The following is a 26,616-nucleotide window of genomic DNA, read 5'->3' on the forward strand; positions in this document are numbered from 1 at the left end:
AGATACGCTGCGCACCTCATTGCAGGCGCGCGTTATCGGCATGATTGTGGTCGCCTCCTCGGTGGTCATGATCATCTTGGCCTACGCCTTGGTCTCCGTGCTGACCCAGCGGTTGGTATCCCAAAAAGAAGACGTGGCGCTGCAGGAACTCGAACGCGCCCGCACGGCGGTGGAACAGCAAATCGATGCCACCAGCTCGGCCAACTCGGTGCAGGTGCGCATCAACTCCGCCCGCGCTTCTTTGGATCAACTCTCTGCGCAACAAGGCGATGCGCAGGCCGTATATGAACCCGTCATCGTGGTGGAAAACCAAGATGGATCCATCACCACCTCGCCGGAGGATTTCCCGGTGCCGGAACAAATGCGGCAGATGGTGGGCCAGGACCAGATTGCGCAGCAGTATTATCCGGTCCCGCGCGGCAATGGCGATTACTATAACGCGCTCATGGTGGGCACGCCCACCGATGCCGAGATTCCGAATCTGCAGGTCTACCTGGCCCTGTCCATGGAATCGGAAGAGTCCACGATGGCGCTGATGCGCGGCCTGCTCTCTGCCGCCGGCGTGGTGGTCGTGGTCTTATTGGTGGGCATTGCCTGGTTGGCTACCCAGCAGGTCATCACCCCGATTAAGTCCGCGTCCCGCATTGCCCAGCGCCTGGCCGCCGGCCATCTCAAGGAGCGCATGGCCGTGGACCGGGACGATGAGATGGGCCGACTTGCCGCCTCCTTTAATAATATGGCGGATAAATTGTCCTCCCAGATTGCGCAGCTGGAGGAATACGGCGATTTGCAGCGGCAATTCACTTCCGATGTCTCGCACGAGCTGCGCACCCCCATTACCACCGTGCGCATGGCCGCAGACCTCATCGAATCCGAGGCCGATAGCCTGCCCGCGGGCGCGCAGCGCGCCTCCAAGCTCATGTCCAGGGAGCTGGACCGCTTCGAGGAGCTGCTCGCGGATCTGCTCGAGATTTCCCGACACGATGCCGGCGTGGCGGACCTGTCCACCACGGCCATTGACCTGCGATCCTGCGTGGATGCCGCCTACCGCCAGGTTGAGCACCTAGCCCAAAAGCTCGACGTGGAGGTGGTCCGCAATATGCCAGACGAGCGGATCACCATCCAGGCCGATTCCCGGCGCATCGAGCGCATTTTGCGCAACCTCTTGGCCAATGCCATCGACCACTCTGAGGGCAAACCCGTGGTCATCGATATCGCCACCACGGAGAAGGCCGTGGGCGTGGCGGTCACGGACCACGGCGTGGGCCTGAAACCCGGGCAAGAAGAGCTGGTATTCAACCGTTTCTGGCGCGCGGATTCCTCCCGTAAGCGCCACTCTGGCGGCACCGGGCTGGGCCTTGCCATCGCCCGCGAGGACGCGGTCTTGCACGGCGGCACGCTCGATGCCTTTGGCGTCTTCGGCTACGGTTCCCGCTTCCGCCTCATCATCCCGCGCGAGCCGAATACCGAGATCGGTGAAGAACCCATCTCCCGCGAGATTCCAGGCGCCCCGGGCACCGGTTCAGACGACGGGCATGATGCGCTTGCCGATGCCCCCGCTATCGCTGATCCCGCTACCGCCGGCCCAGCTACCGCTGCCGCCGGAGAAAACGGCGCCGCTGCTGACTTCGCGGCCGACGCAGCTCATGAGCCTGATACTGCGGATGCTGGGGAAGCGGCTGCTGGGGAAGCGGCTGCTGGTGCAGCAGAAGATGAGGGCGAGGGTGGCGCCGGTGGGGCATCGCCAAGCAGCAGCTCGGTGGTAGGCCGCGGAATTGGCATCGACGATGACTCGGCGGAGGTGGCCGAGGCGGATGGTGACGGAATCTTGTGGCCTTCTGAGCGCAACCGTGGGGCCGCCTCGCCCGAGAGGCGCTCCTATAAGGCGCCGGATTTTAAGGGGGATAAATAAATGAATTCGGTCATACGCAATGGATTGTGGCGGCGGAGCACCGCCGTGGGCGCGGTGGCGGCGCTGTGTTTTGCCACCGGCTGCTCAACCTTGCCGCACGATACGAGCCCCCAGGTCGTGGGTACCTACCACAAACAGGCCGATGGCCCGGAAGAGGTCATTGCCCCAGAGGTGGGGGCGGACCCGGACCTTACCCTGCGCGATTTTTATCGCGCCGCGGCCGTTCCAACCAATGACCACGATGCCGCTCGCGGGTTCCTCACGGATAACGCTCGCGGGGCCTGGGATGCCTCGGGCGATGTCATGGTGGTCGATAGCCTGGATATCGTGACCGCGCCTGATAAGAAGCAGAATACGGCGGCGGATGCGCGTTCCTTCAATGTGCGCGGCACCATCATCGGACGCCTCAAATCCGGCGGGGCCTATGTGCCGGAAAATGAGAGCTACGAAGCTACCATCGACATGAAAATGGTAGATGACCAGTGGCTCGTTGATAGTCTGCCGGCCGGCTTGGTTATCGAGCGCAATGAGCTGCGCAATCATTACACCCCGCAATCGCTCTACTTTTATAAACAAACCGATGACGTCCTCGCCCCGGACCGCCGGTGGCTGTATAAGGGCAGCGAGGAATCCGAGTCCACGCTGATTACCCTCTTGATGGAAGGCCCATCTAGCAGCATTGCTCCGGCCACCCGCCGGGCGGCGGATGAAAAGGTCACCTTCGCCGGCTATGACAACGAAAACGGCTACCAGTTCGAGGGCCTGTCGGACCTGGATGAAAATGACCGCACCCGCTTTGCGGCGCAATTGGTCTGGACGCTTTCTGATGCCGGGCATATCGGCCCCTTCAAGGTCAAGGCCGATGGCAGCAATCTGGTAGAAGGCATGGACACCGTCAGCGTGGATGATTTTGCTGACTATAACCCCAAGGTCAATAGCAATTCCCTGTCCACGCTGTACGCCTTGAACGAGGGCAACGTGCTGGAGGTCGATAGCGGGGTGGCCGAGCCGGTTAAGGGCTCTTTGGGCTCGAGCGGCAATGTGCAATCGGTCGATGTCACCGAATCTGGCATGATCTCGGCGGTTAGCCGGAAGCCTAGCGGCGACTTCAAGCTGCAGATGGGCGAGATTGGTGCCGCGCTGCAGGATTCGGTCGAAGGTAAGACGCTGGCGCGGCCCACCTTTGAATATAACGGGCAGGCCGTCTGGACGGTGGTCGATGGTGACCGTATCGTGCGCGTCGTGCGTTCCAAGACCACCGGGCGGATTTCAGAATCCGAGGTCGATGCCCGCAGCATCGACGATATCGAGGGCGAAATCTCCGTTATCCGCCTCTCCCATAGCGGCGCACGCGCGGCTATGATCATCGACGGCCACGTCTATATCGCTGCGGTAGCCCAATCCAGCAGCGGCGATAAGCGCATCGTCAACGCCCGCGAGGTGGGCCCTGAGGTCTCCGGCTCGGCATTATCGCTGGATTGGAATAACGATGGCTCGCTCATCGTGGGTACGTCCTCTGGGCAGTCGCCGGTATGGCGCATCGAACAGGATGGTTCCTCGGCCTCTACCATGCCGACGGGTAATATCACTGCCCCGGTAGTTGCGGTGGCTACCTCGCCATCGAAGCTTTATATTACGGATTCCCATGCCATGCTGGAGCTTCCCGCCATGGTGGTCGATGAGGTGAACTGGCGCGAGGTGCCTGGCCTGCAGGGTCGGCGCTCTTCGCCTATCGTGTCCAGTTAGAAGGCAGCGGCGCTAGGCGACGCTGCCGCAGAGGACCTTTCGGGGGATGGGGTGGTGTCGCGCCGTGAGCATGCGAGAGCTGATTTTTCCGCGTGCGTGTGCCGGGTGCCCCGCGCCCGGCCACGTCTTGTGCCCGCAGTGCCGGGAACACCTGCGCCAGCCTCCCTACCTGGTAAGCCGGCCGCGGTTGCTCGGGGCGCCGGTATTCGGCCTAGGGCCTTATTCCGATATTCGCCGCAACATCGTCATCAGCATGAAAGAACAGGGCAATAGGGAAGTGCGCGATTATATAGGTGCGGTGGTGGCCGCGGGCGTGGCGCACTTGGCCGCCCGTGGCGAGATTCCCCGCGAGCTGTGCCTGGTGCCGGCCCCTACGCGGCGCCGCTCGGCGCGCATGCGCGGCGGTGATCCCGTGACGGCCATGTGCCAGGGTGCGGCGCGCCGGCAGCAGGGCCTGCGGGTGCGCGAGGCGCTTGTCATGGGCGCGGATACGGCGGACCAATCCGAGCTCAATGCGCAGGATAGGTGGGCGAATCTGCAGGGGCGCGTGGGGATTAGCGCCCCGGTGGGCGGTGAGCAGGCGCTGCTTGTCGATGACGTTATAACCACCGGTGCCACCCTCGCGGCCAGCATGGCGGCCCTGCGCGCCGCTGGCGCTACGGTCTATGGGGCGTTGGCTTTTGCCGATGCTTAAGGCGCATCACACGGTAGGGTGCACGGTGTTACCCCCTAATGCCATCAGGTCATAACCACTGGTATTATTAGAGGTGTCACAGAGGAACAGTTACTGTGATTGTTTCTAGTCCCCACTACCAAAGGGAGGCATCTCAATGTCCCAGCCAAACAAAGCTCAGGTAACGATTACGGGCCGTAACGTTGATGTACCGGAACACTTCCAGGAGCGCGTCAACGACAAGCTGGCAAAGATTGAACGCCTTGATCCCACATTGACCTTCTTCCACGTGGAGTTGCAGCACGAGCCGAACCCACGCCGCGAAGCAGAGTCCGACCGCATCCAGATCACCGCGACCGGCAAGGGCCACATCGCCCGTGCAGAGGCTAAGGAAGACTCCTTCTACGCAGCGTTGGAAACCGCAATGGGCAAGATGGAACGCTCCCTGCGCAAGGTGAAGGTGCGCCGTGAATACGTCAAGGGCGGCCACCGCGCACAGAAGGGCACGGGCGAAATCGCCGCTGAGATGGTTGCGGAGGCAGAAGCACAGCGCGCTAAGGAAGAGCGTTTGGTCGATCCTTATGCTGAGACCGTCGAGGACGTTCGCCCCGGCCAGATCGTGCGCACCAAGGAGCACCCGGCCACCCCGATGAGCGTGGACGATGCTTTGAGCGAGATGGAGCTGGTTGGCCACGATTTCTTCCTCTTTGTCAACGAGGAAAACAACAAGCCATCCGTGGTTTACCGCCGCCACGCCTTCGACTACGGCATCATCTCCTTGTCTGAGGATGCAGAGGGCTAAAATCTCCCGCGCCTGGCTAAAGAGTTAAGCCTCTTTATTCCCCCTTCCTACCCATCACATTAGAACTCGATGAGGTTTGGAAGGGGGATTTGTCATGCTGTGAGTTATCTGTTTTCTTAGTGCCCTTAGTATGAAATCACTATCGTTTAATGGCGGGTAGAACGCGAGAAGGGCAGTGGCGTGAGTACAATTGCGGGAAGTTAACTAATGTGTCGCGACAAGAAGGACTAACGAATAGTGTTTGGACTTTCCAAGCTGCTGCGCGCGGGCGAGGGCCGTACGGTCAAGCGCCTGGGCAAGATTGCAGACGATGTAATTGCACTCGAGGATCAGTACGCGGAGCTTTCGGACGATGAGCTAAAGGCCAAGACTGACGAGTTCAAAACTCGCCTAAAGGATGGCGAAGAAAAGAACGACATCTTGCTCGATGCTTTTGCTACCGTCCGCGAAGCCGCTTGGCGCGTCCTGGGGCAAAAGCACTACCCCGTGCAGATCATGGGCGGTGCCGCCCTGCACTTTGGCAATGTTGCAGAGATGCGCACCGGTGAGGGCAAGACCCTGACCTCCCTGTTGCCCGCTTACCTCAACGCTTTGGAGGGGCAGGGCGTACACATCGTCACGGTCAATGACTACTTGGCCAAGCGTGACGCCGAGATGATGGGCCGTGTGCACCGCTGGTTGGGCCTGTCCGTGGGCGTTATCCTGTCTGAAATGCGCCCGCAAGAGCGCAAGGAAGCCTACGACTGCGACATCACCTACGGCACCAATAACGAGCTGGGTTTTGACTACCTGCGCGATAACATGGTGCGCACCCTCAATGATGTAGTTCAGCGCGGACACAATTTCTGCATCGTGGATGAGGTGGACTCGATTCTTATCGATGAAGCCCGTACCCCACTCATCATCTCCGGCCCGGTCGATGGCTCCTCCCAGTTCTACGGCGTCTTTGCGCAGTTGGCCCCGCGCATGCGCGAGGGAATCCACTACGAAGTGGACCACAAAAAGCGCACCATTGGTGTCTTGGAAGAGGGCGTGGAGTACGTCGAGGATCAGCTCGGCATTGATAACCTCTACGCGCCGGAGCACTCCCAGTTGGTTTCCTACCTCAATAACGCGTTGAAGGCCAAGGAGCTATTTACCCGCGATAAGGACTACATCGTCCGCAACGGCGAAGTGATGATCGTGGATGGCTTTACCGGCCGCGTTCTGGCAGGACGCCGCTACAACGAGGGCATGCACCAGGCCATTGAGGCCAAGGAGCAGGTGGAGATCAAAAACGAGAACCAGACGCTGGCGACGGTTACCCTGCAGAACTTCTTCCGCCTCTATGAAAAGATCTCCGGCATGACCGGTACTGCGGAAACGGAAGCCGCGGAGCTGCATTCCATCTATGGGCTGGATGTGGTTCCTATTCCTACCAATAAGCCGAACCAGCGCACCGACCACTCGGACCGCATTTACAAGACCCAAGAGGCAAAGTTCGCCGCGGTGGTTGATGATATTGCAGAACACGTCGAGCATGGCCAGCCGGTCTTGGTCGGTACCACCTCTGTGGAGCGCTCCGAATACTTGTCGCAGTTGCTTAGCAAGCGCGGCGTGCAGCACAACGTGCTCAACGCCAAGCACCACGAAGAAGAGGGCCAGATCATTGCCCGTGCGGGTCGCCCCGGCACCGTGACCGTGGCAACCAATATGGCCGGCCGTGGTACCGATATCGTGCTTGGCGGTAACCCGGAAGTTGTCCTCGATGAGAAGCTGCGCGAGCGCGGCCTTGACCCCTTTGAGGATGAGGAAAAGTACCAGGAAGCCTGGGAAGCCGAGATCGACGGCGAGAAAGAGCGCTCGAAGCGCTTGGGCGATGAGGTGCGCGAATCGGGCGGACTCTATGTCTTGGGCACCGAGCGCCACGAGTCCCGCCGCATCGATAACCAGCTGCGCGGTCGTACCGGCCGTCAGGGTGACCCGGGAGAGACCCGCTTCTACCTGTCCATGCGCGATGAATTGATGGTGCGCTTTGTGGGCCAGTCCATGGAGCACATGATGAACCGCCTCAACGTGCCTGATGATGTCCCCATTGAGGCCAAGATGGTCTCGAACTCCATTAAGGGCGCCCAGGCGCAGGTGGAGAACCAGAACTTCGAGATGCGCAAGAACGTGCTGAAGTACGATGAGGTGCTCAATGAGCAGCGCAAGGTGGTTTACTCCACGCGCTATTCCATCCTCGATGCCGATGACATCAAGGACGATATCCGCACCATGATCGATGACACGGTCTCTGCCTACGTCGCGGGTGCTACCGCCACCGGTTATGTCGAGGACTGGAACCTCGAGGAACTCTGGAATGCCCTCGAGGCACTGTACGGTCCCACGATGTCCCCAGAAGAATTGGTGGAAGGCTCCGAGTATGGTTCCCCAGGCGAGCTCACCGCGGAGCAGCTGCGCGATGCCCTCGTCACCGACGCGAACCGGGAGTACGACAAGCTGGAGGAAGCCGTGTCTGCCATCGGCGGAGACAAGCAGATGCGCAATACCGAGCGCATGGTCATCCTGCCGATTATTGACCAGAAATGGCGCGAGCACCTTTATGAGATGGACTATCTCAAGGAGGGCATCGGCCTGCGCGCGATGGCGCAGCGCGACCCGCTGGTGGAATACCAGAAGGAGGGTGGCGATATGTTCAATGCCATGAATGAAGGCGTGAAGGAAGAAACCGTGCGCCAGTTGTTCATGCTGCGCAAGCAGTTCAAGCAGCAGGAAGAAAACCAAGAGTCCGGCGGTGACTCGGGCTCTGGTCCTGCAGGCCAAGAAACCGTAGAGGCATAAAACCTCCGCGCTCTTTTGCGCCCCTTCCTTTTCCTCCGGCCCTCGCGCGGTGGGGGAAAGAGGGAGGGGTGCGGTCAGTTTTAGAGCAGCCGAAACGAGCGCAGGCCCTGGTCCGTGGCGGAGCCGGTAAAGGCGTGGCGCTGGGTGCCGATGACTGCGGAACCGAAGTATTCGCCATTAGGCCGCGCGTGCAGGCTGGTAAGGCGCAGGGCATCGGTGTCGTAGGGGCTTTCCCGGCGGTGCACCCAAGAACCAATGTGCAGGCGGATGGAATCCGAAAAGCGCGGGGAATTGAGGTGGGCAATGGGGCGGTAGCCGGCGGCGACCTCAAGGATAAAGACGACCCAGGCTTGGATATGGTGCTGGACGGCAACCTCGGCCGTAGTGGGCAGGCGGCCGTAATGGATGCGGTGCGGGGCGATATATAGCTTGAGATGAGAGTAGCCGGGAATGGGCTCATACATGGTGAAATGAGTGCTCCTGCGAAAAGGGCAGGGAGGCGAACGCGTGATAATTATCTCATGGGGGCGCTGCGCGCGCTATTTCTGGCAGTTTCCTGTATGAGGCGGGCGAGAATATAAGCGCAGTTCGCTATACTTTCGGGAGTTACAAAATATTCGTGTACTGAAGGATTAAATATATGCGTGGTCTCATCGTTGACTATGTCGGCGTCCTCGATGGCGCTGAAGAGGACAATCGCCGCTGGAAGGCTCTTCTATCCGCGGCGAAGGCAAATGGTGCCGCAACCGCTATCTTGTCTAATGACCCGGGCGGTTCCGGCGCTGAGCACATTCGCGAGTGGGAATACCGCGGCAACGTCGATGCCGTGGTGTTGTCTGGCGAAATCGGGGCGGAAAAGCCGGAGGTTGCGGCCTTCCAAGCGGCTGCCGATGCCCTCGAGCTGCCCTTGAGCGATTGCGTCATGGTCGATGATTCGATCCTCAACGTGCGCGCCGCCGTCGATGCCGGGATGATCGGTTTCTTGTACACCAGCTTCGACCGCGTGTCTGTAGAAATTCAAGCCGTATTCGATATTGAAGGGGAATTTTAGTGGCTGAAGCCCGCGTCTATATTCCGGCGACCTATGCCATGCTGGCGGAGCTCGCAGAAACCGGTACGCTCGCGGCGCGCTCTGGGTGGGGATTCATGGTCACCCCAGCCCTGCGCGATTTTTATACCGCAGGCGATGAAGAAGAGATCGCCTACTCCGCCTTCCTCGAGGCCTCCATGGCTTCGCTGCGCCTGTTGACCATTGGGGATGAGGAGAAGTTCCCGCACCGTCGTGTGGTCATTTCCATCGACGTTGATGACACTGCAGTCACCCCGCGCCCAGATATGGGCGAGCCGGTGGTAGAGCTTCAGCCAGCGCAGTTTGGCACCGATAACCTCGCCGCCATTCACGTGGATATTGAAGAATCCGAAGAGGCAACGGCCAAGGCCATCGAGGCCATCGATACCGCGGACCTCGGCGATGAGGATGCGGAGCTCGCGGTGGGCGATGCCCTGGATAACTTCATGGCCTTCTACCACCCCACGGAGCTGCCCTTCCTTGTGGAATTGCTTTAAGGTGTGCTAATTTTCCCACTCCACGTTGGTGCGCAGGGCTTGCAGCAGCCCGCGTACCGCATCGCGGCGGCGGGCGGTAGCGGTGCCCTCGGGAATGATTTCTGGATCATCGAGCCCGCATTCGGGATCCGCCGGTGGCCCCGCGTGCGTACAGCCGCGCGGGCATTCCTCAATGGCCGCGGCGAGGTCCTCGAAAACGCCGAGGACGGTATCCGCGTCCACGTGCGCCAGCCCAAAGGAGCGAATGCCCGGCGTATCGATGATCCAGCCGCCCTGGGAGTCGGTGCTAGGAGCGTCGGTGGGCAAGGGGAGGGCCACCGATTGCGTCGAGGTATGCCGGCCCTTGCCGATGCCCGATACTTCCCCCGTTTCCCTTTCCGCATCTGGGACCAGCCGGTTAACCAGCGTGGATTTGCCCACCCCGGAATGCCCGATGAGCGCGGTGATATGCCCATCTACCTGCGCGCGCACGGCTTCCAAGCCATCCTCGACCCCGGCCTCGACCACCGTGACATCTAGGTCAGCGAATTCTTCTGCAAACGGCGTCGGGTCCGCGAGATCCGTCTTGGTAAGGCACAAGATGGGGTGGAGGTTGCCCACGAACGCGGCAATCAAGGCGCGCTCGACAAAACCGGACCGCGGGGGCGGGTCGGCCACGGCAGAAACGATCAGCAATTGATCGGCATTGGCCACCACGATGCGCTCATACGGATCCGTGTCATCGGCGGTGCGACGCAGCACGGAGGTGCGATCCGCCAGCTTGACGATGCGCGCCAGCGTGTCCTTCGCACCAGAGGTATCACCAACCACGCCGACGCGGTCACCGACCTCGATGGCGGTGCGGCCCAGCTCGCGGGCGCGCATGGCGGTGACGTGGGGGCCATCGTCAAGCGCAACTCCCCACCGCCCGCGGTCCTTGGTGATTACCATTCCGTATTTGGCATTTTTGTGCTTGGGACGATCCTTGGTGCGCGGGCGCGAGCCCTTGCCGGGGCGCACGCGCACATCAGATTCATCAAAGGAACCGAAACGTCTAGCCATGTAAATCCTGTTGGTCGGGGTGCAGCATCGTCTCCCACATGCGGGCGAAACCGGGCAAGGTCTTGGAGGTGGTGGAAATATCCTCAATCTGGATATCAGGGACTTTCAAACCCAGAATGGCACCGGCGGTGGCCATGCGGTGATCGGCATAGCACGGCCAATTGCCGCCGTGGAGTTCGGCGGGTTCGATCACCAGGCCATCGTCAAGCTCGGTGACCCTGCCGCCCAGCGCATTGATATTCGCCGCGAGCGCCTGCAAACGGTCGGTCTCGTGGCCGCGCAGGTGGGCGATGCCCGTAAGCCGGGACGGCGTTTCCGCGAGCGCGCACAGGGCCGCAACGGTGGGGGTAAGCTCCCCGATATCGCCCATATTGCGCTCGATGCCCTGCAGCTTGCCTGCCGGGTTGCCCTCTGCCGTGACGCTGTTGTGCTCCTGGGTTACCATCACGCCCATATCCAGCAGGATCTGGCGGCTGGCATCGCCCGGCTGGGTGGTATTCGCCGGCCAATTCTTGATGGTCAGGCGCCCGCCGGTGACCGCCGCGGCGGCGAGGAACGGCGTGGCATTGGAGAGATCCGGCTCAATGAACCATTCGCGCCCGGCAATGGGGCCGGGATGCACCGTCCACGTCGTGCCATCCGAATCCACGCGCACGCCCGCCTGGCGTAGCATGCCCACCGTCATTTCCACGTGCGGCATGGACGGCAGTTGGCCGCCCTCGTGGGTGAGCTGGATGCCCTGGGAAAAACGTGCCCCGCTGAGCAGCAGGCCGGAGACGAACTGGGAAGAACCGGAAGCATCGATGGTGACCTTCCCGCCTTCTGGCAAGTCGTTGGCGGACACCGTAAAGGGCAGGCTATCGCCTTTTACATCAACGCCGAGGCTGCGCAGCGCATCCAGCGTCGTGGACATGGGGCGGTTATAGGCCTGCTTATCGCCATCGACGCGCACCGGGCCATCCGCCAGCGCCGCAACCGGCGGCACAAAGCGCATCACGGTGCCGGCCAGCCCACAATCCACCGTGGCACCGTGCAGCTTCCCAGGCTGGACGTGGATATCGGCGCCGTCATGGGTGAAGCGAACCCCCATGGCACTGAGCGCGTCCTCCATCAGTTGCGTATCGCGCGATACCAGCGGGGCGTGCAGGATGGACGGGGAATCAGCCAGCGCGGCCAGGATGAAGGCGCGATTGGTAATAGATTTCGATCCTGGCACCTGGTGTTCCCCCGTAACGGGGCTGGTAGCCAGCGGGGCGGTCCAAGGTTGAGACATAGTGTCCATAATAGAGGGCATGTGCGGAAGATTCGTTCTTTTTACCGAGTCCCTCCTCGATGAGGTGGGAAACCTCCCGGGTGTCCAGGAAGTCCACGCCCCACAGGGCACGCCGGGGCCGCGGTATAATATTGCCCCCACCCAGCCCATTCCCATCGTGCGCGTGCGCGAGGAGCTAGCGGAAGTCGATCCCGCGCGGTGGGCGCTCTTGCCGCAGTGGAAGAAAGACCTAGATGGCCCGCCGCTTTTTAATGCCCGGGCAGAAACGGTGGCGAGCAAGCCGTCTTTTCGCACCGCCTTTAAATCCCAGCGCTGCCTTATCCCCATGAACGGCTATTACGAGTGGCACAAGGATGGCTCCACCAAGACGCCGTACTACGTCCACCCAGACCAGGGACTGCTGTGGGCCGCGGGGCTCTGGGATACCGGGTTGGACCGGCTCTCTGCCACCATCGTGACCACCGCGGCTACCGAAGAGATGGAGTGGCTGCACCACAGGTTGCCGCGATTTTTGGCGCCGGAGGAGATGCGCACCTGGCTCGAGGGTAGCGCCGAGGAAGCCAAGGAGCTGCTAGCGCCCACGGGCCTGCGGGGATTTGAGTACCACGCGGTGGATAAGGCCGTGGGGACCGTCTCTAATGACTGCCCGGAGCTACTCAGCCAGTAGATCGGCAAAGTCTGCCCCGCACAAGCGCGCGAGGTCTTCTGCATCGAGCTCGATATCTAGGCCGCGGCGGCCGCCGGAGATAAAGACAGTATCGAATAGCACCGCGGATTCCTCGATCACCGTGGGCAGCGCGTTCTTTTGCCCGAGCGGGGAAATACCGCCATGCACGTAGCCTGAGGATTTCTCGGCATCGTGCACCTGCGCCATGGCGGCCTTAGATACGCCAAGGGCAGCGGCGGCCTTCTTGAGGCTTAAATGGTGCGTGGTGGGAATCACGCACACCGCCAACTCGCGGCGCGGACCTTTGCCCGCGGTGAGATCAATGATGAGCGTTTTCAGCACGCGTTCGGGTTCTACGTCTAAGGCCGCCGCGGCGTGATCACCAAAGTGATCCTTGCCCGCCTCGAAGGTGGATACGGAGTGTTTGACTCCGGCATCTTCGATGACTTTCAGTGCCGGGGTAGCGGCATGCGGGGACTTTTTGGCCATATAGGAATTTTAGCGTGAGACGTTAGGATAGATTGTGTGGTTAAAGAAACAGTGAGCGAGAAGGAGCTGCAGCGCCGCTTTGAAAAGGAAGCGCTCCCGCTGCTTGATCAGCTCTATGGCGGCGCGCTGCGCATGACGCGAAACCCGCAAGACGCGGAAGACTTGGTGCAAGAGACCTATCTCAAGGCCTATAAGTCCTTTCATTCCTTCAAGCAGGGAACGAACCTGAAGGCATGGCTTTATCGCATCATGACCAATAACTACATCAATTCTTATCGCAAGGCGAAGCGGCGCCCTACCGAGTCTTCTGCCGATGATCTGAGTGATTTTCAGCTCTATACCACCGCGGGGCACGATTCCACCGGCTTGGAATCCGCCGAGGTGGCAGCGCTTAAAGAGATGCCGGATAGGTCCATTTCGCAGGCCATTAATGACCTACCGGAGGACTACCGGATGGTGGTCTACTACTCCGATGTGGAAGGCTTAGCGTACAAAGAAATCGCCGAAATCATGGATACTCCATTGGGAACGGTGATGTCTCGCCTTCACCGTGGAAGAAAAATGCTCCGCAAGGCGTTGAAGGACGTAGCACGTGAACAAGGAATTGGATTAGAACACCCGGACATGGAGGACAAGTAATGGAAGGCGCAACCGGAAAGAACTGTGGTGCGTGCAGCTCCACTGAGGTACACAACCTATTTTGCGAGCTTCTCGATGAATCCACGACCTACGCCCGCGCTTTAGCCATCCGCGAGCACATCGCCCAATGCGATTTTTGTCAGCAACGCCTAGAGCGCGAAGAACTCGTCCGCTCCCTCGTGCGTAATTGCTGTGCCGGCCAAGCTAAGGCACCGCAGTCGTTGCGCCGCCGTATCTCGGTAGAAATTACGGAGATCGAATCCCGCTGGTAAGAAGCGTCCTTCAGAGCTGCGAAACCCTCTGGAGGCTTCTGGGGTTCCTGGGGCGCAGAAATTTCTTGTTTAGATCTTAACGTAGATATAGCAAAAGGCCCGGCTGGGTAGTGCTGAAATGCACTGCCAACTAAGCCGGGCTTTATGTTTGCTGTACGTTATGCGCCAGGACGCTTGCCGTGATTAGCGGCCTTCTTGCGGCGATCCTTGCGCTTGCGACCACGCTTGCTCATTGCGCACTCCTTCGTTGAGGGTTTCTGAACTTTATTCAACTGTAGCGGCTAAGGGCGCCGAAACGAAAATTGGGGTAGGGGTTAGGTTCCCCGGGGCCGCGCTTTTAGGCGGACACGCGGGAACGGCCGCGGCCGCGGTTGCGGCGGCGCTTGAGGGCGCGGCGCTCCTCTTCAGACAGGCCGCCCCAGACGCCGGCGTCGAGACCGGACTCGAGTGCCCAGTTGAGGCAGGAAGAAGCAACGGGGCAGCGGTTGCAGACCAGCTTGGCCTTAGCGATCTGGGTAAGAGCAGGGCCGGAGTTACCTACTGGGAAGAACAGCTCTGGGTCTTCGTCGCGGCAAACGGCTTCGTGGCGCCAATCCATGATTGATATCTCCTAACAAATTTTTGACAGCAGTAAATACGAGCGCAATCCGTGCGAGACAGGAAAGCACCTTGATTTTTAGGTGGTGTGTGAACTGGTCTGCTAGCAGTGGGGCCCGGTCTCGAGGTCGGGCCAGCGTCGCCGCCGCCTATGGTTCACGGTGTTGTTACCTGAAGTTTCCTCCAGGTTAAGAAGAGGTTTACGCCCTCTTTCTTTTTGCTACTAGAGAATCATGACATGTTTACCCGATCGCCGCTAGGGTTAAAGGCTAAATTGTGGTTAACATCACGCAAATAGGCGCAGTGTGGGGGCCATAAATGTCAAAATCGAATTTTAAAGAAGCCTGTGAGAATTGCCGTGAGCTGCGGTAATGGGTGCTATATGGTGAGTGTGGTTGCGCAGAGACCGTCAAATCTCCCAGCTCAGCCCCTTGCCCCCGCGCTACTGCAGGCAACATCGAGGCCCCGCCGTGGGTGGCACAGAAAAAATCCGCGCCGCATTAGTAGACTGGGGATTTGTGTCTAAGCAGAACAAACGCCACGTAAATAAGCAGCAGCGAGATAAGTCGGCAGCGCCAGCGGCAGCACCGGATAGTGCCCCGCAGTCGGTGCTTATAGGCGCAGGCATTGCCACGGTGCAATCCATCGCGGTTATTTGTTTTGGCATATTCCTCATCGTGCGCGAAGCGGTGGGCGCGGAAAATGACTCGATGGTTTCTGATTCCGGTTCGGGAAGCTTTGTGGGGCTTGGCACCGCCATCTTTATCTTCATTGTCTTTGGGTTTGTCATCGCAGGCTCCTGGGCCATGGTGAAAGGAAAGCGATGGGGAAGAGGCGCCGTGGTCCTCGTAGAGCTCATCTTGGGTGCGAGCGCGTTTCAAATGTATAGCGGTGGATCACCGGTACTGGGGACTATCACCCTGTTAAGCGCGGTCGCGGTGCTTTATCTCTTGATGTTTAGACGCGAGTCCTCAGAGTGGGCCGCCTCGAATTTCTAAGGGCCACTCGCGTTTGGGCCACTCGCGCGGGGCCCACGAGTGGCACTCGCTTAGTCGCTGCTGAGGCCAACGACGGTATCACCGCGGGTTTCTACAATGGTCTCGCCCGCCAACGTGAGGTGGACGGGACCGCGGTAATCTCCGCGGTCGACGGCAATTTCGCGCAGTACCTTACCGGTAGACCAGTCCACGACAGCTATGCCCTTTTCGGTGGGCATCAGCATGCGCCCAGCCACTGAAATCGGGGTGCCGATGGCGCCGTCGATAACGTGATCGACGCGCAAATCACTGGGGGTTAGGAGGTAGAGGCGCTGCCCATCAAACCACGTCATATGGTGCGGGAGATCCGCAACGGCCGGGGCGAAAGGGCTTGTGCCGGAATCGATGGCGTCGGAAGGCTTTACGGGGGTAGAAGAAAGCTTTTCGCCTTGGTTGTTATAAGACTCAATGCGGGGTTCTGGGCCGGGGACATAGACCGCGGCGGCGTCTTGGCCCACCGCGATAAGCCGCGCCCCATCGCGATCGACGGAGATATCGGCGTCCATTTCTGGTTCCCGGGAGTCCTCCGGGGTGGTGGTTTGAAACCTTAACCAGGTGGTGTGAGGTTCTTCCGGGCATGATTCCGTCAGCGCGAGATTCTCGGTACGCGTCAACGCCGAAGAAATGGTGCACTCCTCGTGCGGTTGCTTCTGCGCCTCCTGCTTGGCCTCTACGTCGCCGTATTCCACGGTGCGCACGAGATCTGAGCGCCACAGATCGATTCGCCCGGCAGAAACGGTCCCTACACGGTCATTGGATTGCACGGGTACAACATCCGGGGAATTAATAGCGCTGCGGGTGGAGTCATATTCACCCGTCGCGGCGTCGATGGCAACCGTATCCCCGCAGCCCACTCCCGTGCGATAGGTGGCAACCACCTTGCCCCAGGCGGTAGAAAGCGAGCAGAGTTCGGCATCGCTGCGGGTATAGGTCCAGGCCGTGGAGCCATCGGCATTGGTGGCAGTGAGCACATCGCCATCGTGGCTAATGCTCAACCCGTGGGCGGAAATGGCGCGGTATTGGCCGGGTACGGGCTGGGTGGGCAGGCTGTAGGCAGTGGTGAGGGAGGAGGGGACATCGGCAAGCACAGCGGCATCACCTTCCCCAGGAACCGCCTCTTGGTGCAGGTCAGCCTGGTGGATATTGGCGGTGGCGACCGCGCCGCCCACCGCGATGGCGCAGATAGCGCCGATGATGCCGGTGGCCTTCCAATCCGCCGCGGTTGCCCGCAAGATGGGGGCCTTAGTCATCGGCGCCCTCCTCGGGGCGTGCCCTTGCCGCGCCGAGCTCCGGAACGGGACCGCGACCGCGACTGGGACCGGGATTGAGCCTGTCCCGCGGACCGCTTATGCGCCGGAAGCTGGCCAATCACGCTGGTGGCAGGCCCCACCTTTTCCTGCACGCCAGCGGGGATGGACAGCGCCTGGGCAAGCTCCGGGGAGGTGGAAAACCACTGCGGTGGCGTGGCCGTATCTAGGCCTAGCTCATCGTTGATGACCCGCCATTTGGCCAGCTCATCGTAGCCAACGAGGGTGACGGCGGTGCCGGTATGCCCAGCGCGGCCGGTGCGCCCGATGCGGTGGATAAACGTCATGGGATCATCGGGAACCTGGTAGTTGATGACGTGGGTGACATCATCGACGTCGATGCCGCGCGCGGCGATATCAGTGGCGACGAGGATGTCCACCTCGCCCGAGCGGAAGGCCTGCAGGGACTTCTCCCGGGACTTTTGGCCCAAGTCACCGTGCACGGCGCCGACGCGGAAGCCGCGCTCAGCAAGGTCATCGGCTAATTGCGCCGCCGAGCGTTTAGTGCGGGTAAAGATGATGCTGCGCCCCCGGCCTTGGGCCTGCAGGATATGCGCGATGACCGCCACCTTATCCATGCGGTGGGCCTGAAAGGTGACCTTGCGGGTGGTTTCGTGCGTGACCTCATCCGCCTCCGATTCGGCCCGAATGTGTACGGGCTTATGCATGAACTGGCGCGATAGGTTCAAGATTGCGCCCGGCATGGTGGCAGAAAACAGCATTGTTTGGTGCGCATTGCCATCAAGCGCTTCCAAAATCGCCTCTATGGAGGGCAAAAAGCCAAGGTCCAGCATCTCATCGGCTTCATCGAGCACCACGATGGCGACGTGGCGCAGGACCAGATCGCCGCGCTCATGCAGATCGAGCAGGCGGCCTGGCGTGCCGATGACCACGTCGACGCCGCGCTGGAGGAGCTTAATTTGCTCCTCATAGGGGCGCCCGCCGTAGATGGCAGCGAGGCGGACCGGCAGGTGCGCGGCCGCGTCCTGCAGATCAGCGGTGACCTGCTGGGCTAGCTCGCGGGTGGGCACGACGATGAGAGCCCGCGGCGTCCCATCCGGTGGGGCAATATCCGCGTCATCAAAAACGCGATCGAGCAGCGGTACGCCAAAGCCAAAGGTCTTGCCCATGCCGGTGCGCGCCTGGCCAATGAGGTCTTGGCCATTGAGCGCAATGGGCAGGGTTAATTCCTGGATTGCAAAGGTTCGCGCGATGCCACGGTCAGCGAGCCCATCGCAGATTTCGGCGGCGACGCCGAGTTCCGCGAAGGTCGGTGGCTGGGTTTTTATGACAGACACACCTTGATAGTAGCCGGGATGGTTATAGTGGGGCCATTGGCATGTAAAACTCTCGTTAGAGGAGGATAATTTTTATGGATATCAAGTTTGGTTTTGCAGATACCCCGCGCGAGCTGATCATTAGCACCACCGGCGAGCAGGCGGAGCTGACGAAAAAGATTAATAGCGCCTTGGCGGAAAACTCCACGTTGGAGCTAGAAGATGACAAGGGTCGCAAGTACCTCGTGCGCACGGACCGCGTGGTGTACGTCGAGGTTGGTGCCGCGAAGAAGCAATCTGTCGGTTTCGCCGGCGCCTAAGCTTGGGGCTTTCTAAAGGTTTGCTAATTCAGTGTGTGAATAAGCAACCGGGTATCCTCAATGCCTATGGAAAGTAGGCAGAATCGCAAGGCTCAACAGGGCCATAGGCGAATTCCGGATCACCCGAACCCGGTGGTCCGGTTCGCCCACCGCTACGGCTGGTGGCGTGTGGTGGCTATCCCCGTGATGGTGCTGCTTACCGTCTGGGTGATTGTGGATATCGCGTCTGGCTCTTCGGCCGATGACAATGGCGATGCATCCAGCGCGGAGACTACCGCCGCCGCCACTCCTACCCACGAAGATCTCACGGGCCCGGATCCCGCAAATGCGGAGGCGGTAGAGCGCGAGATTAGCGAGATGCCCCCTGGAAGTGACTTCACCAAAAAGGGAAAGGGTACTTTCCACGGAATCGGCCGCCCCGGTGCTGTAGCCGGTGAAGGCGGCGAGAAGAAGGTCCGCTATTCCATCGAGGTAGAAGATGGACTTAATACCGCTCCCTACGGCGGCGATGATGCCTTTGCCGCAATGGTGGAGGCAACCCTTGCGGATCCACGCGGGTGGACCGCCCAAGGTGACTTCGAATTCGAGCACGTTGCCTCCGCAGACGATCCCGATACTCGCATCCAGCTGACCTCATTAGGTACGGCCGCGGAGCGGTGTGGTGAGAAGATCGAAACGGAAACCTCCTGCCACACCATGTTTACCGGCGAATCCACCACCATCATCAATGAGGCGCGGTGGGTACGCGGAGCCACGCCTTTTGAGGGCGATTTGGGCAATTACCGCCAGTACGTCATCAATCACGAATTGGGCCACGCCATTGGCTATGCCTCCCACCAGCAATGCGGCGGCGAGGGCAAATTGGCCCCGGTGATGATGCAGCAGACGCTGAGCTTGAACAATAAACAATTGCATGACCGCAATCCCAAGGAGGTCTATCCTGATGAGGATGTGACCTGCGAGCCTAACCCGTGGCCATATCCCAATCCGGAGCACAAGGATCCCCACCAACCCCAATAAGGAGTACTGGATGCCGCTTCCCCCAGAGCATGTTTTAAGCGCCTTCCACGCGGAGACCGGAGCGACAGGGTCGCGCCGGGCCCAAGGCGATCAGCTGGGCCCGGTTTGGGATAACGGCATCAAGGTGGGAGACGTTGTCTACTCCCAGGCCGGCCCTTTCGCGGCGTGGTCTGCCAAGGTGCGCGAAAGGCTCAGCGTGCCGGGCGCGCGGGTATCGAGGCCGGTTCTCGCGAGCGACGGGCGCCATACCGCGGCCGGGTGGAAGGCGACGCAGTTCCTTCCCGGCGAGGTCACCGGGCGCATCGATGAAGCGGCGCAGACGGCCTTGCGCTTGGACGATGCCATGGCCAATGCACCTGCGCCGCCGGGTGCGCACCGCGATGATGCCTTTGCCCGCGCGGAGCGCACCGCCTGGGCGGAGACGGGGGAGGCCTACGATAAGGCCGCGCTTGCCGATGTCCCCTTGGTCACCGCTCATACCGCTCTGCTGACCACCACGGTCTTTTATGGCGCGCACCCACCGGGAATCGTGGATCTCGTGCCGAGCCAATCTGCCCGCCCGGCGGGGTGGAGCGCAGCGCTCGTGATCGTGGACGGTTTGATCGCACAGGTGGTAGATGATGATATCTGCCAGCGGTTTGGCCACGTGCCGGGCATGCAGGAGCTTTTGCTGCGGGCGGTGTCTTACCGCCGGCATATCAATGATCTGAATCCGCGGTCGCGCTCGAATGTGCGTTCTAATATTGAGCGGGTAGAACAGTTTCTTGTGTCTAGGGCATCTGCGATACTGGGGCGGTGACTTACAATCCCCATTCCACCGCCCGCGCGGGAGTGGTCTTACCGCCGTCGCCCGAGGTACGACTCATCGCCCGCACCCCGTCCGCATACGCTCGTTCCTGGCCTGTTGAGCTGCCGGAAACCGGTACCTGGAAGGTAACCGGCACCGCTGGAACCGGCGTATCCAGTTTTCTTATCGATACCGTCATTCATGCCCTCGACCGCGCCCAGGAGACGGGGGCAGATCCCTCCGGCATCCTCGTTGTCGCCGCCTCCAAGGAATCCGGCGCCCGCCTGCGCCGCGAGCTTTCGGAACGCCTCGAAGATTATGCGGCACAATCCTCCATGGTCCGCTCCATCCACTCCTTGGCCTTTGCCCTTCTGCGCAGTGCAAGCGACGAGGAATTGCGCCTTATTACCGGCGCGGAACAAGATGCCGTTATCCGGGAATTGCTCGAAGGCCACGCTGAATCCGGCCACGGCGACTGGCCAGAGGAAGTCCGCCCCGCCCTTGAGTACGTAGGCTTTGCCCGCCAACTGCGCGATTTTCTTTTGCGCTCCATTGAACGAGGACTTAGCCCCGCGGATTTAGAGAGCCTCGGAGCTAAGTACGGCCGCGGTATGTGGAGTGCTGCCGGTACGTTCCTGCGCGAATATGAACGCGTCCAAGCCCTATCCGGGGCGCATTCCTATTCCGCGGCCGAGTTAGTCAACCAAGTCTTGCTGCGCCCAGAACTTACGAGTTCGCACCCGTGGCACACCATCGTGGTCGATGATGCCCAGCTATTAGATCCCACCGCGGGCAAGCTCATCTCTCGCTTGGCCTCCGATGCACAATTGCTGGTCATCGGCGGCGATGCGGACCAATCCGTCTTTGCCTTCCGCGGTGCGAATTCGCAGTTCCTCGAGGAATTTCCCGCGGAGAACTCCGTCGAGCTTTCGCAGCCGCACCGCAGCGGATCCCCGGCCTGCGTTTCCATCGTGGATTCTGAGGGCCGCCTGCGCGATGTGGTGGCCGATACCGTGCGCCGCCGCCATTTGGACGATGGCGTGCAGTGGCGCGATATCGCCGTCATTGTGCGCTCAACGGCGGATATTGGCCAGATGCGCCGCACCTTGCTGGCCGCCGGGGTGCCCGTGCATATCAGCCCAACCGACGTCATTTTGGCTGAGCAGCGCCTAGTATCCGCCATGCTCCTTGCCCTGCGCGCCTTGGAAGAAGACCTCAGCAATGCGGAGCTCGAGGAATTGCTTACTGGGCCCGTGGGCGGGGCGGATCCCGTCACACTGCGCCGCCTGATTCGCGGCCTGCGCCGGTGGGCGCCCGATACGCGCGGCATGGATAGCCTGCGAGAGCTCTTGCACGGCGAGCTGCCGGACTTCAACGGACAGCTCACGGAACGCGAGTTTTCTATCCTGGAGCGCGTGCGCGCGGTACTCGCCGCGGGGCGGCAGGCTATACAAGCCCAAGCCTCTGTGGAAGAAATCCTGTGGGAGGTATGGAGCGCCACTGAGTTGGATATGCGCCTGCAGACATCCGCCTTGCGCGGCGGCGCCACCGGCTCGCAGGCGGACCGCGACCTCGATGCCATGATGGCGCTTTTTGATGCCGCCGGTGATTACTCCGAGCGCCGCCCCGGCTCCTCACTGCAGTCCTTTTTAACCCACATCACCGAACAAGAACTGCCCACCGGCGTCCGCGACCGCCGCACCGCCATCCCACAGGCCGTGGAGATCATCACCGCCCACGGCGCCGTCGGCCGCGAATGGGATACCGTCATCGTCGCCGGAGCCCAAGAAGGCGCGTGGCCCTCGCTGGGGGAGACCGGGTCCATTTTTGGCCAAGAAGATCTCATCGATCTCCTGGACCGCGATATTGAGCCTGATACCCCTGTTAGCCACATCGCCTCCCGTCTGGCCGAAGAGCGCCGGCTCTTCCACGTCGCCACCACGCGCCACCGGAACCGGTTACTCATCGCTGCGGTGGAAAATCCCAACGAGGATGCCTTTGCAGAGCCTTCCCGCTTCATCGCGGAATTTACTGGGCGCGGGGTTGATGTTCCCGGCACAATGGCGCGCCGGGAAGCCAGCCGCGCCTTGCGCGCCACCCAATTTCCCCGCGAGCTGGGCTTAGACGTTCCCGAGCCAGCACCGGTGTCCCTGCGCGATGGACTCGAGGTCGATCCCCTCGATATATCGGTGCTGTCTGTACCTTCCTTCGTGGCGCAATTGCGCCGCGTGGTCGCGAACCCAGAATCCGGCGAGGCGGAGCGGCGTCAGGCGGCCCGGCAGCTGGCGCGTTTAGCGCAGGCGGGCATCCCTGGCGCCCACCCAGACCAGTGGTTCTCCGCGCGCTCTGTGGCATCCCATACGCAGCTGCGCGGTAGCAAGAGCCTATCGCCATCCCGGGTCGAAGCCCTGCTCAACTGCCCGCTCAAGGCGATTGTGGGAAACTTGGCCGAAGATCCCAGCGGCGCCGAGCACCTCTTGCGCGGCACCATGGCACACGCCTTCTTGGAGGCCATCGGCCGCGGCATGGATGCGGAAAAGGCCCGCCTGCTCGTCATGGAAGCCTATGAGTTCATCCTGGATGTTCCGCAGTGGCAGCTACAGAGCAAGTTGGAAGAATTCTCCCGCCTGCTGGAGCGCACGCAGCAATGGGCACAGCAATCCGAGGTTAAAAATGAACTCGCCGGGGTGGAAGTACCCGTCTACGTCGAGGTCGCCCCGGATATTCGGGTCGGCGGATTCATGGACCGCTTGATGCAGGACGGGGATGGAAATTACCTGGTCGTGGACCTCAAGACCGGTAAATCTGCAGCGACGCAGGCGGAGGCGGAAGAAAACCGCCAACTAATGACCTACCAATTGGCCTTGTCCCGGGGAAGCTTCGACGGGCAGTGCGTGCGCGATGGCGAAGGGATGCCGCGCGCAGGCGGAGTTCTTGTCTATCCCGGAAAAGATTCCAGCAAAATTACCACCCGCACACAAAGCCAGCTCACCGCAGAGGCCCTGGAAGAATTCTCCGCACTTTTGCCACCACTGGCGGCGGAATTGCGCGGTCCGCAGCTTACCGCCCGCACCAATAAGGATTGCGATAAGTGCCCCATTCGTACCATCTGCCCAGTGCAGGAGGAAGGAAAGATGACCATCCATGCCTAAGCAGAATTTTTCCCCGGAACAAATAGCGAAAGCACTGGGCAAGGACTACCCACCCACTGAGGAACAAGCCCACGTCATCGAGGGTCCTTTTGGCCCCAAGCTTGTGGTGGCCGGCGCGGGTGCCGGTAAGACGGAAACCATGGCCTCCCGCGTGGTCTATTTGGTAGCCAATGGCTACGTGCGCCCAGAGGAAGTGCTGGGGCTGACCTTTACGCGCAAGGCGGCGCAGCAACTAGAACAGCGCATTCGCCGCCAGCTCATTCAGCTGCGCGATTCCGGGCTCATCGTCCCCGGCAGCCCCGCTGCGGAGGCGCTTAACAATATCGCACCTACCGTGGCCACCTATGATTCTTATGCCGGCGAGCTCGTGCGCGAATACGGCCTCCTGGTCCCAGTAGAGCCCTCGGCGCGCATCATCACGGAAGCAGAGCGCTTCGCCATTGCTTATGACGTGGTGAAAAACTACGGCGGCAAATTATCGGATGAAAAGACCTTGGGTTCCATTACGGAAGTCCTGCTCAAGATCACCTCCGATATGGACAATTCCTTGAAGGATCCGGATGATATCGCCGAATTCGCACGGGATTTTCGCGCCGATATAGACAACCTGGAAAAGGCCCCGAGGACGAAGGGCGAGTATTCCAGGGACCTGCAGAAGTACATCAATGTCCAGGATCTACGCGTGCAGTACGTGCCTTTGATCGAGGAACTCAAGCGCGCGCAGGCAGAGCAGCAGGTCATCACCTTTGGCGAGCAGATGTCTGTAGCGGCGCGCCTCGCGCAATCGCACCCGGCGGTGGGCAAGCAACAGGCGCAGCGCTACCGCGTGGTCATGCTGGATGAATATCAAGATACGTCTTATGCCCAGCGCGTACTCCTGCGCAGCCTCTTTGGTGGGGAACACAAGGACATTTCCGTGACCGCGGTGGGCGATCCCATGCAGGCCATTTATGGCTGGCGCGGGGCTACCTCAGAAAACCTCACCGCGTTTGTGGAGGATTTCCCGCAAGCCGATGGCACGCCTGCTCCCAAGGATCAGCTCACTACCTCGTGGCGCAACCCGTCGGGTGCCTTGGAGCTGGCCAACTCGGTGGCGGCCGGGGTCTTTGGGGGCGGCCCGCGGCCCGTCGATGAGCTGCACGCGGCCCCGCACAAGGGCGAAGGCGAGATTGAGCTGGCCTATTTCGCCAGCGAAGACGAGGAACACGAGTTTATTGCGCAGAAATTAAGGCAGCAGTGGGATGCGCGCGAGGGCGATGGCTTTCGCGCAGCGGTGCTGGTGCGTACCAACCGGCAAACCGCGGCCATTGCAGCAGCCTTGGATGCCGTCGATGTCCCCAATGAAATCAATGGCCTGGGTGGACTGCTGTGGCAACCGGAAATCCAGGACCTCGTAGCGCTGGCGACCATGCTGGTGCGGCCGGAAGACGCGCAAGCGGCCCTCCGCATTTTCGCCGGGCCCATTTGCGGGCTGGGAATGGGCGATATTCAAGCCCTTGCCGCGCGCCAAAAGAACCTGGCGGGGGCAAAACAAGAGCGCCTGCAGTGGGAAGAGGGTATGGATCCTGAGGAGTATCTGCGCGCCCAATTAGCGCAGCTTACGGCTGAGGGCCCAGATCAAACGGTGGGGCTTGCCGATGCCCTGGCGGACCTCGGCGAGCGCGACCGCTATACCCCGCAGGGCTTGGCGCGCATGGAAGAGGTATCTGCCAAGCTGCGCTACCTGCGCACCTACTCGCTATCCAAGCCTTTAAGCGATCTCTTTGCGGACATCGAGGCCATCTTCAATATCCGTACCGAGGTCCTTGCCCGCGGCAGCGCCGGGGGAGCCACCCACCTGGATAAATTCGCCGATATCGTCGCCGGATTCCACGGGGATTCCCTGTATGCGCTCCTAGATTATTTGGAGCTCGCCCGCGAACATGAAGATGGCCTCGGGCTTGGGGAGGTGCCCGCCTCAACGGATCGCGTACAAATCATGACCGTGCATAAGGCCAAGGGCCTGGAGTGGGAACACGTCTATGTCGTGCACGCTGACTCTTCGAGCTATAAGGCCCAAGCAGAGACCTTTTTGTCCAAGATAGAAAAGGTGCCCGGTGACAATGACTACATCGAGGTCTCACCGGATGCGGTTACCCGCTCAGAATTCGAAAAAGCCTGCAAGGCATTCTTGGATGATGACCGCGCGCATAACGCGGAGGAAGCGGCTCGCCTGTTTTATGTGGCCCTCACCAGAACCGAGTCCACGTTGACCGTTACCGGCTCCGGCACGAATAACCGGACGGGCAAGGCTAAGAAGGGCCCGTACGAGTACCTCGAAAGGCTAAAAGAAACCTTCCCCCAGTACGTAGGGGAATGGACGGTGCCCGAAGAGCCGGTGGAAACCTCGGCTCATGCGGCAGAAAGTGGGCTCTTCCCGGCCCTTGAAGCAGATCCGGATTCCCTAGCCGGCGCGGATGCGGTCCTGGCCGCGATGGAGGACCTTCCTGAGTTAAGCCACGGCGAGACCTTCGAGTTGTGGGAACAGGATGCGGGCGCGCTCATTGAGGAATACAAGTCCTTGCAGCAACCGGTTGTGAATGTGGAACTTCCCAGTGAACTTACCGCTTCTGACATGGTGGCCCTGGGCAGCGATCCGCTACAGTTTGCGCGCCGGCAACGCCGCCCCGTGCCGTTTAAGCCCAATTCCTATGCCAAGCGAGGCACCGCCTTCCACGCGTGGCTGGAAGAGCGCTTTGGCAGCCCCGCGCTGCTAGGGGAAGAGGAATTGCCGGGCATCGATGAGCCGGAGGATTTCGATCTGGAAGAGCTTAAGGAATCTTTCCTGAATTCCGAGTGGGCGCAGCGCCAGCCGGACTTTGTGGAGGCGCCGTTTGAAATTACCATCGGCAGCGCGGTGGTGCGCGGGCGAATGGATGCCGTCTTCCGCTTGGCAGATGACACCTGGATGGTGGTGGATTGGAAGACCGGGCGGCCGCCGAAGGGTACTGCCATGGAAGCGGCGAAGATTCAGTTGGCGGTCTATGCCGAAGCCTGGCGGCGCATCCACGGCGGCGATAAAATCCGCGCCGCTTTCCATTATGTTCACGATGGTTATACTTTTGAGCCAGATACTTTAGCCCAAGGTGAGGAGCTGCGTAGCCTGCTTGAATCGTCAGTAGCAGGCCACTAGGGCTAAGGTATGGGGACGGAACGCGGACGATGAATGGATAGTTG

Annotated in this window: 24 protein-coding genes; 16 read left to right on the plus strand and 8 right to left on the minus strand. The window is 60.8% G+C overall.

All coding sequences use genetic code 11. The annotated features are described in order from the left end of the window. The first annotated feature begins 40 nt into the window (after positions 1-40). The 5 genes from mtrB (at position 41) to secA (ending at position 7,956) form a co-directional block, all read left to right on the plus strand. Complete coding sequence (mtrB, locus tag HMPREF1267_RS03680; protein ID WP_034667007.1) at positions 41-1,912, plus strand: MtrAB system histidine kinase MtrB; 1,872 nt, start codon at positions 41-43, stop codon at positions 1,910-1,912. Beyond that, complete coding sequence (gene lpqB / locus HMPREF1267_RS03685; RefSeq protein WP_023028438.1) at positions 1,913-3,658, plus strand: MtrAB system accessory lipoprotein LpqB; 1,746 nt, start codon at positions 1,913-1,915, stop codon at positions 3,656-3,658. Positions 3,659-3,728: 70 nt separating this feature from the next. Continuing rightward, complete coding sequence (locus HMPREF1267_RS03690; protein ID WP_232215115.1) at positions 3,729-4,352, plus strand: ComF family protein; 624 nt, start codon at positions 3,729-3,731, stop codon at positions 4,350-4,352. 136 nt (positions 4,353-4,488) lie between these two features. Continuing rightward, positions 4,489-5,133, plus strand: coding sequence for a ribosome hibernation-promoting factor, HPF/YfiA family (gene hpf, locus HMPREF1267_RS03695; RefSeq protein ID WP_005277524.1), 645 nt, complete (start codon positions 4,489-4,491; stop codon positions 5,131-5,133). Positions 5,134-5,370: 237 nt separating this feature from the next. Then, positions 5,371-7,956 (plus strand): preprotein translocase subunit SecA, encoded by a 2,586-nt coding sequence (secA, locus tag HMPREF1267_RS03700; protein ID WP_023028440.1) that lies wholly within the window; start codon positions 5,371-5,373, stop codon positions 7,954-7,956. Between the two features lie 80 nt (positions 7,957-8,036). Here the strand turns inward: secA and HMPREF1267_RS03705 are convergent, their stop codons facing one another. Continuing rightward, positions 8,037-8,420: a hypothetical protein gene (locus HMPREF1267_RS03705; protein ID WP_023028441.1), complete on the minus strand. Its 384-nt coding sequence runs from the start codon at positions 8,418-8,420 to the stop codon at positions 8,037-8,039. Positions 8,421-8,596: 176 nt separating this feature from the next. On the opposite strand from HMPREF1267_RS03705, the gene HMPREF1267_RS03710 reads away from it, so the two are divergent. Both HMPREF1267_RS03710 and HMPREF1267_RS03715 read left to right on the plus strand, forming a co-directional pair. Next, on the plus strand, positions 8,597-9,007 hold the full coding sequence (locus HMPREF1267_RS03710) for an HAD-IA family hydrolase (RefSeq protein ID WP_005281786.1): 411 nt from the start codon (positions 8,597-8,599) through the stop codon (positions 9,005-9,007). Between the two features lie 38 nt (positions 9,008-9,045). After that, positions 9,046-9,522, plus strand: a complete 477-nt coding sequence (locus tag HMPREF1267_RS03715) for a hypothetical protein (protein WP_051141756.1) — start codon at positions 9,046-9,048, stop codon at positions 9,520-9,522. Positions 9,523-9,528: 6 nt separating this feature from the next. Here HMPREF1267_RS03715 and rsgA read toward each other — a convergent pair whose 3' ends face one another. Both rsgA and aroA read right to left on the minus strand, forming a co-directional pair. After that, positions 9,529-10,563, minus strand: a complete 1,035-nt coding sequence (gene rsgA, locus HMPREF1267_RS03720; RefSeq protein WP_023028443.1) for a ribosome small subunit-dependent GTPase A — start codon at positions 10,561-10,563, stop codon at positions 9,529-9,531. Next, a complete protein-coding gene (aroA, locus tag HMPREF1267_RS03725) occupies positions 10,556-11,857 on the minus strand; it encodes a 3-phosphoshikimate 1-carboxyvinyltransferase (protein ID WP_034666842.1) in 1,302 nt (433 codons plus the stop codon). Before aroA ends, rsgA begins: the two co-directional genes overlap by 8 nt. On the opposite strand from aroA, the gene HMPREF1267_RS03730 reads away from it, so the two are divergent. Next, complete coding sequence (locus HMPREF1267_RS03730; RefSeq protein WP_023028445.1) at positions 11,856-12,503, plus strand: SOS response-associated peptidase; 648 nt, start codon at positions 11,856-11,858, stop codon at positions 12,501-12,503. The two genes, aroA and HMPREF1267_RS03730, sit on opposite strands and share 2 nt — an antisense overlap. Here HMPREF1267_RS03730 and ybaK read toward each other — a convergent pair. Further along, a complete protein-coding gene (ybaK, locus tag HMPREF1267_RS03735) occupies positions 12,489-12,992 on the minus strand; it encodes a Cys-tRNA(Pro) deacylase (protein ID WP_023028446.1) in 504 nt (167 codons plus the stop codon). The genes HMPREF1267_RS03730 and ybaK overlap by 15 nt on opposite strands. 36 nt (positions 12,993-13,028) lie before the next feature. On the opposite strand from ybaK, the gene HMPREF1267_RS03740 reads away from it, so the two are divergent. Then, a complete protein-coding gene (locus tag HMPREF1267_RS03740) occupies positions 13,029-13,631 on the plus strand; it encodes a sigma-70 family RNA polymerase sigma factor (protein ID WP_005277540.1) in 603 nt (200 codons plus the stop codon). Further along, positions 13,631-13,903, plus strand: coding sequence for an anti-sigma factor (locus HMPREF1267_RS03745; protein ID WP_005281801.1), 273 nt, complete (start codon positions 13,631-13,633; stop codon positions 13,901-13,903). Before HMPREF1267_RS03740 ends, HMPREF1267_RS03745 begins: the two co-directional genes overlap by 1 nt. Before the next feature lie 158 nt (positions 13,904-14,061). Here HMPREF1267_RS03745 and HMPREF1267_RS13555 read toward each other — a convergent pair whose 3' ends face one another. Together HMPREF1267_RS13555 and HMPREF1267_RS03750 are read right to left on the minus strand one after the other, a co-directional pair. Beyond that, positions 14,062-14,136: a 50S ribosomal protein bL37 gene (locus HMPREF1267_RS13555; protein ID WP_369707509.1), complete on the minus strand. Its 75-nt coding sequence runs from the start codon at positions 14,134-14,136 to the stop codon at positions 14,062-14,064. A 104-nt stretch (positions 14,137-14,240) separates the two neighbouring features. Further along, positions 14,241-14,501, minus strand: a complete 261-nt coding sequence (locus HMPREF1267_RS03750) for a WhiB family transcriptional regulator (RefSeq protein ID WP_005277545.1) — start codon at positions 14,499-14,501, stop codon at positions 14,241-14,243. 517 nt (positions 14,502-15,018) lie between these two features. Here HMPREF1267_RS03750 and HMPREF1267_RS03755 point away from each other — a divergent pair. After that, entirely contained in the window at positions 15,019-15,498 is a 480-nt protein-coding gene (locus HMPREF1267_RS03755; RefSeq protein WP_034658073.1) for a membrane protein, read from the plus strand. 50 nt (positions 15,499-15,548) lie between these two features. Here HMPREF1267_RS03755 and HMPREF1267_RS03760 read toward each other — a convergent pair whose 3' ends face one another. Next, positions 15,549-16,787 carry a hypothetical protein gene (locus HMPREF1267_RS03760; RefSeq protein ID WP_023028448.1) on the minus strand — a complete coding sequence of 413 codons (1,239 nt, stop codon included), beginning with the start codon at positions 16,785-16,787 and terminating at the stop codon, positions 15,549-15,551. Then, entirely contained in the window at positions 16,784-18,142 is a 1,359-nt protein-coding gene (locus tag HMPREF1267_RS03765) for a DEAD/DEAH box helicase (protein ID WP_023028449.1), read from the minus strand. The genes HMPREF1267_RS03760 and HMPREF1267_RS03765 overlap by 4 nt, the downstream gene beginning before the upstream one ends. Before the next feature lie 74 nt (positions 18,143-18,216). Between HMPREF1267_RS03765 and HMPREF1267_RS03770 the strand changes: the two genes are divergently transcribed. From HMPREF1267_RS03770 to HMPREF1267_RS03790, 5 genes are all read left to right on the plus strand, one after another. After that, entirely contained in the window at positions 18,217-18,441 is a 225-nt protein-coding gene (locus HMPREF1267_RS03770; protein WP_005277549.1) for a DUF3107 domain-containing protein, read from the plus strand. A gap of 66 nt (positions 18,442-18,507) precedes the next feature. Beyond that, on the plus strand, positions 18,508-19,461 hold the full coding sequence (locus HMPREF1267_RS03775) for a DUF3152 domain-containing protein (RefSeq protein ID WP_042404025.1): 954 nt from the start codon (positions 18,508-18,510) through the stop codon (positions 19,459-19,461). Positions 19,462-19,471: 10 nt separating this feature from the next. Further along, complete coding sequence (locus tag HMPREF1267_RS03780; RefSeq protein ID WP_005277551.1) at positions 19,472-20,260, plus strand: hypothetical protein; 789 nt, start codon at positions 19,472-19,474, stop codon at positions 20,258-20,260. Between the two features lie 32 nt (positions 20,261-20,292). Next, positions 20,293-23,400: an ATP-dependent DNA helicase gene (locus HMPREF1267_RS03785; protein ID WP_198011994.1), complete on the plus strand. Its 3,108-nt coding sequence runs from the start codon at positions 20,293-20,295 to the stop codon at positions 23,398-23,400. Further along, positions 23,393-26,572, plus strand: coding sequence for an ATP-dependent helicase (locus tag HMPREF1267_RS03790; protein WP_023016925.1), 3,180 nt, complete (start codon positions 23,393-23,395; stop codon positions 26,570-26,572). Before HMPREF1267_RS03785 ends, HMPREF1267_RS03790 begins: the two co-directional genes overlap by 8 nt. The last annotated feature ends 44 nt before the right edge of the window (positions 26,573-26,616 follow it).

It is taken from the genome of Corynebacterium sp. KPL1824 (assembly GCF_000478095.1).
Classification (GTDB): Bacteria; Actinomycetota; Actinomycetes; order Mycobacteriales; family Mycobacteriaceae; genus Corynebacterium; species Corynebacterium accolens.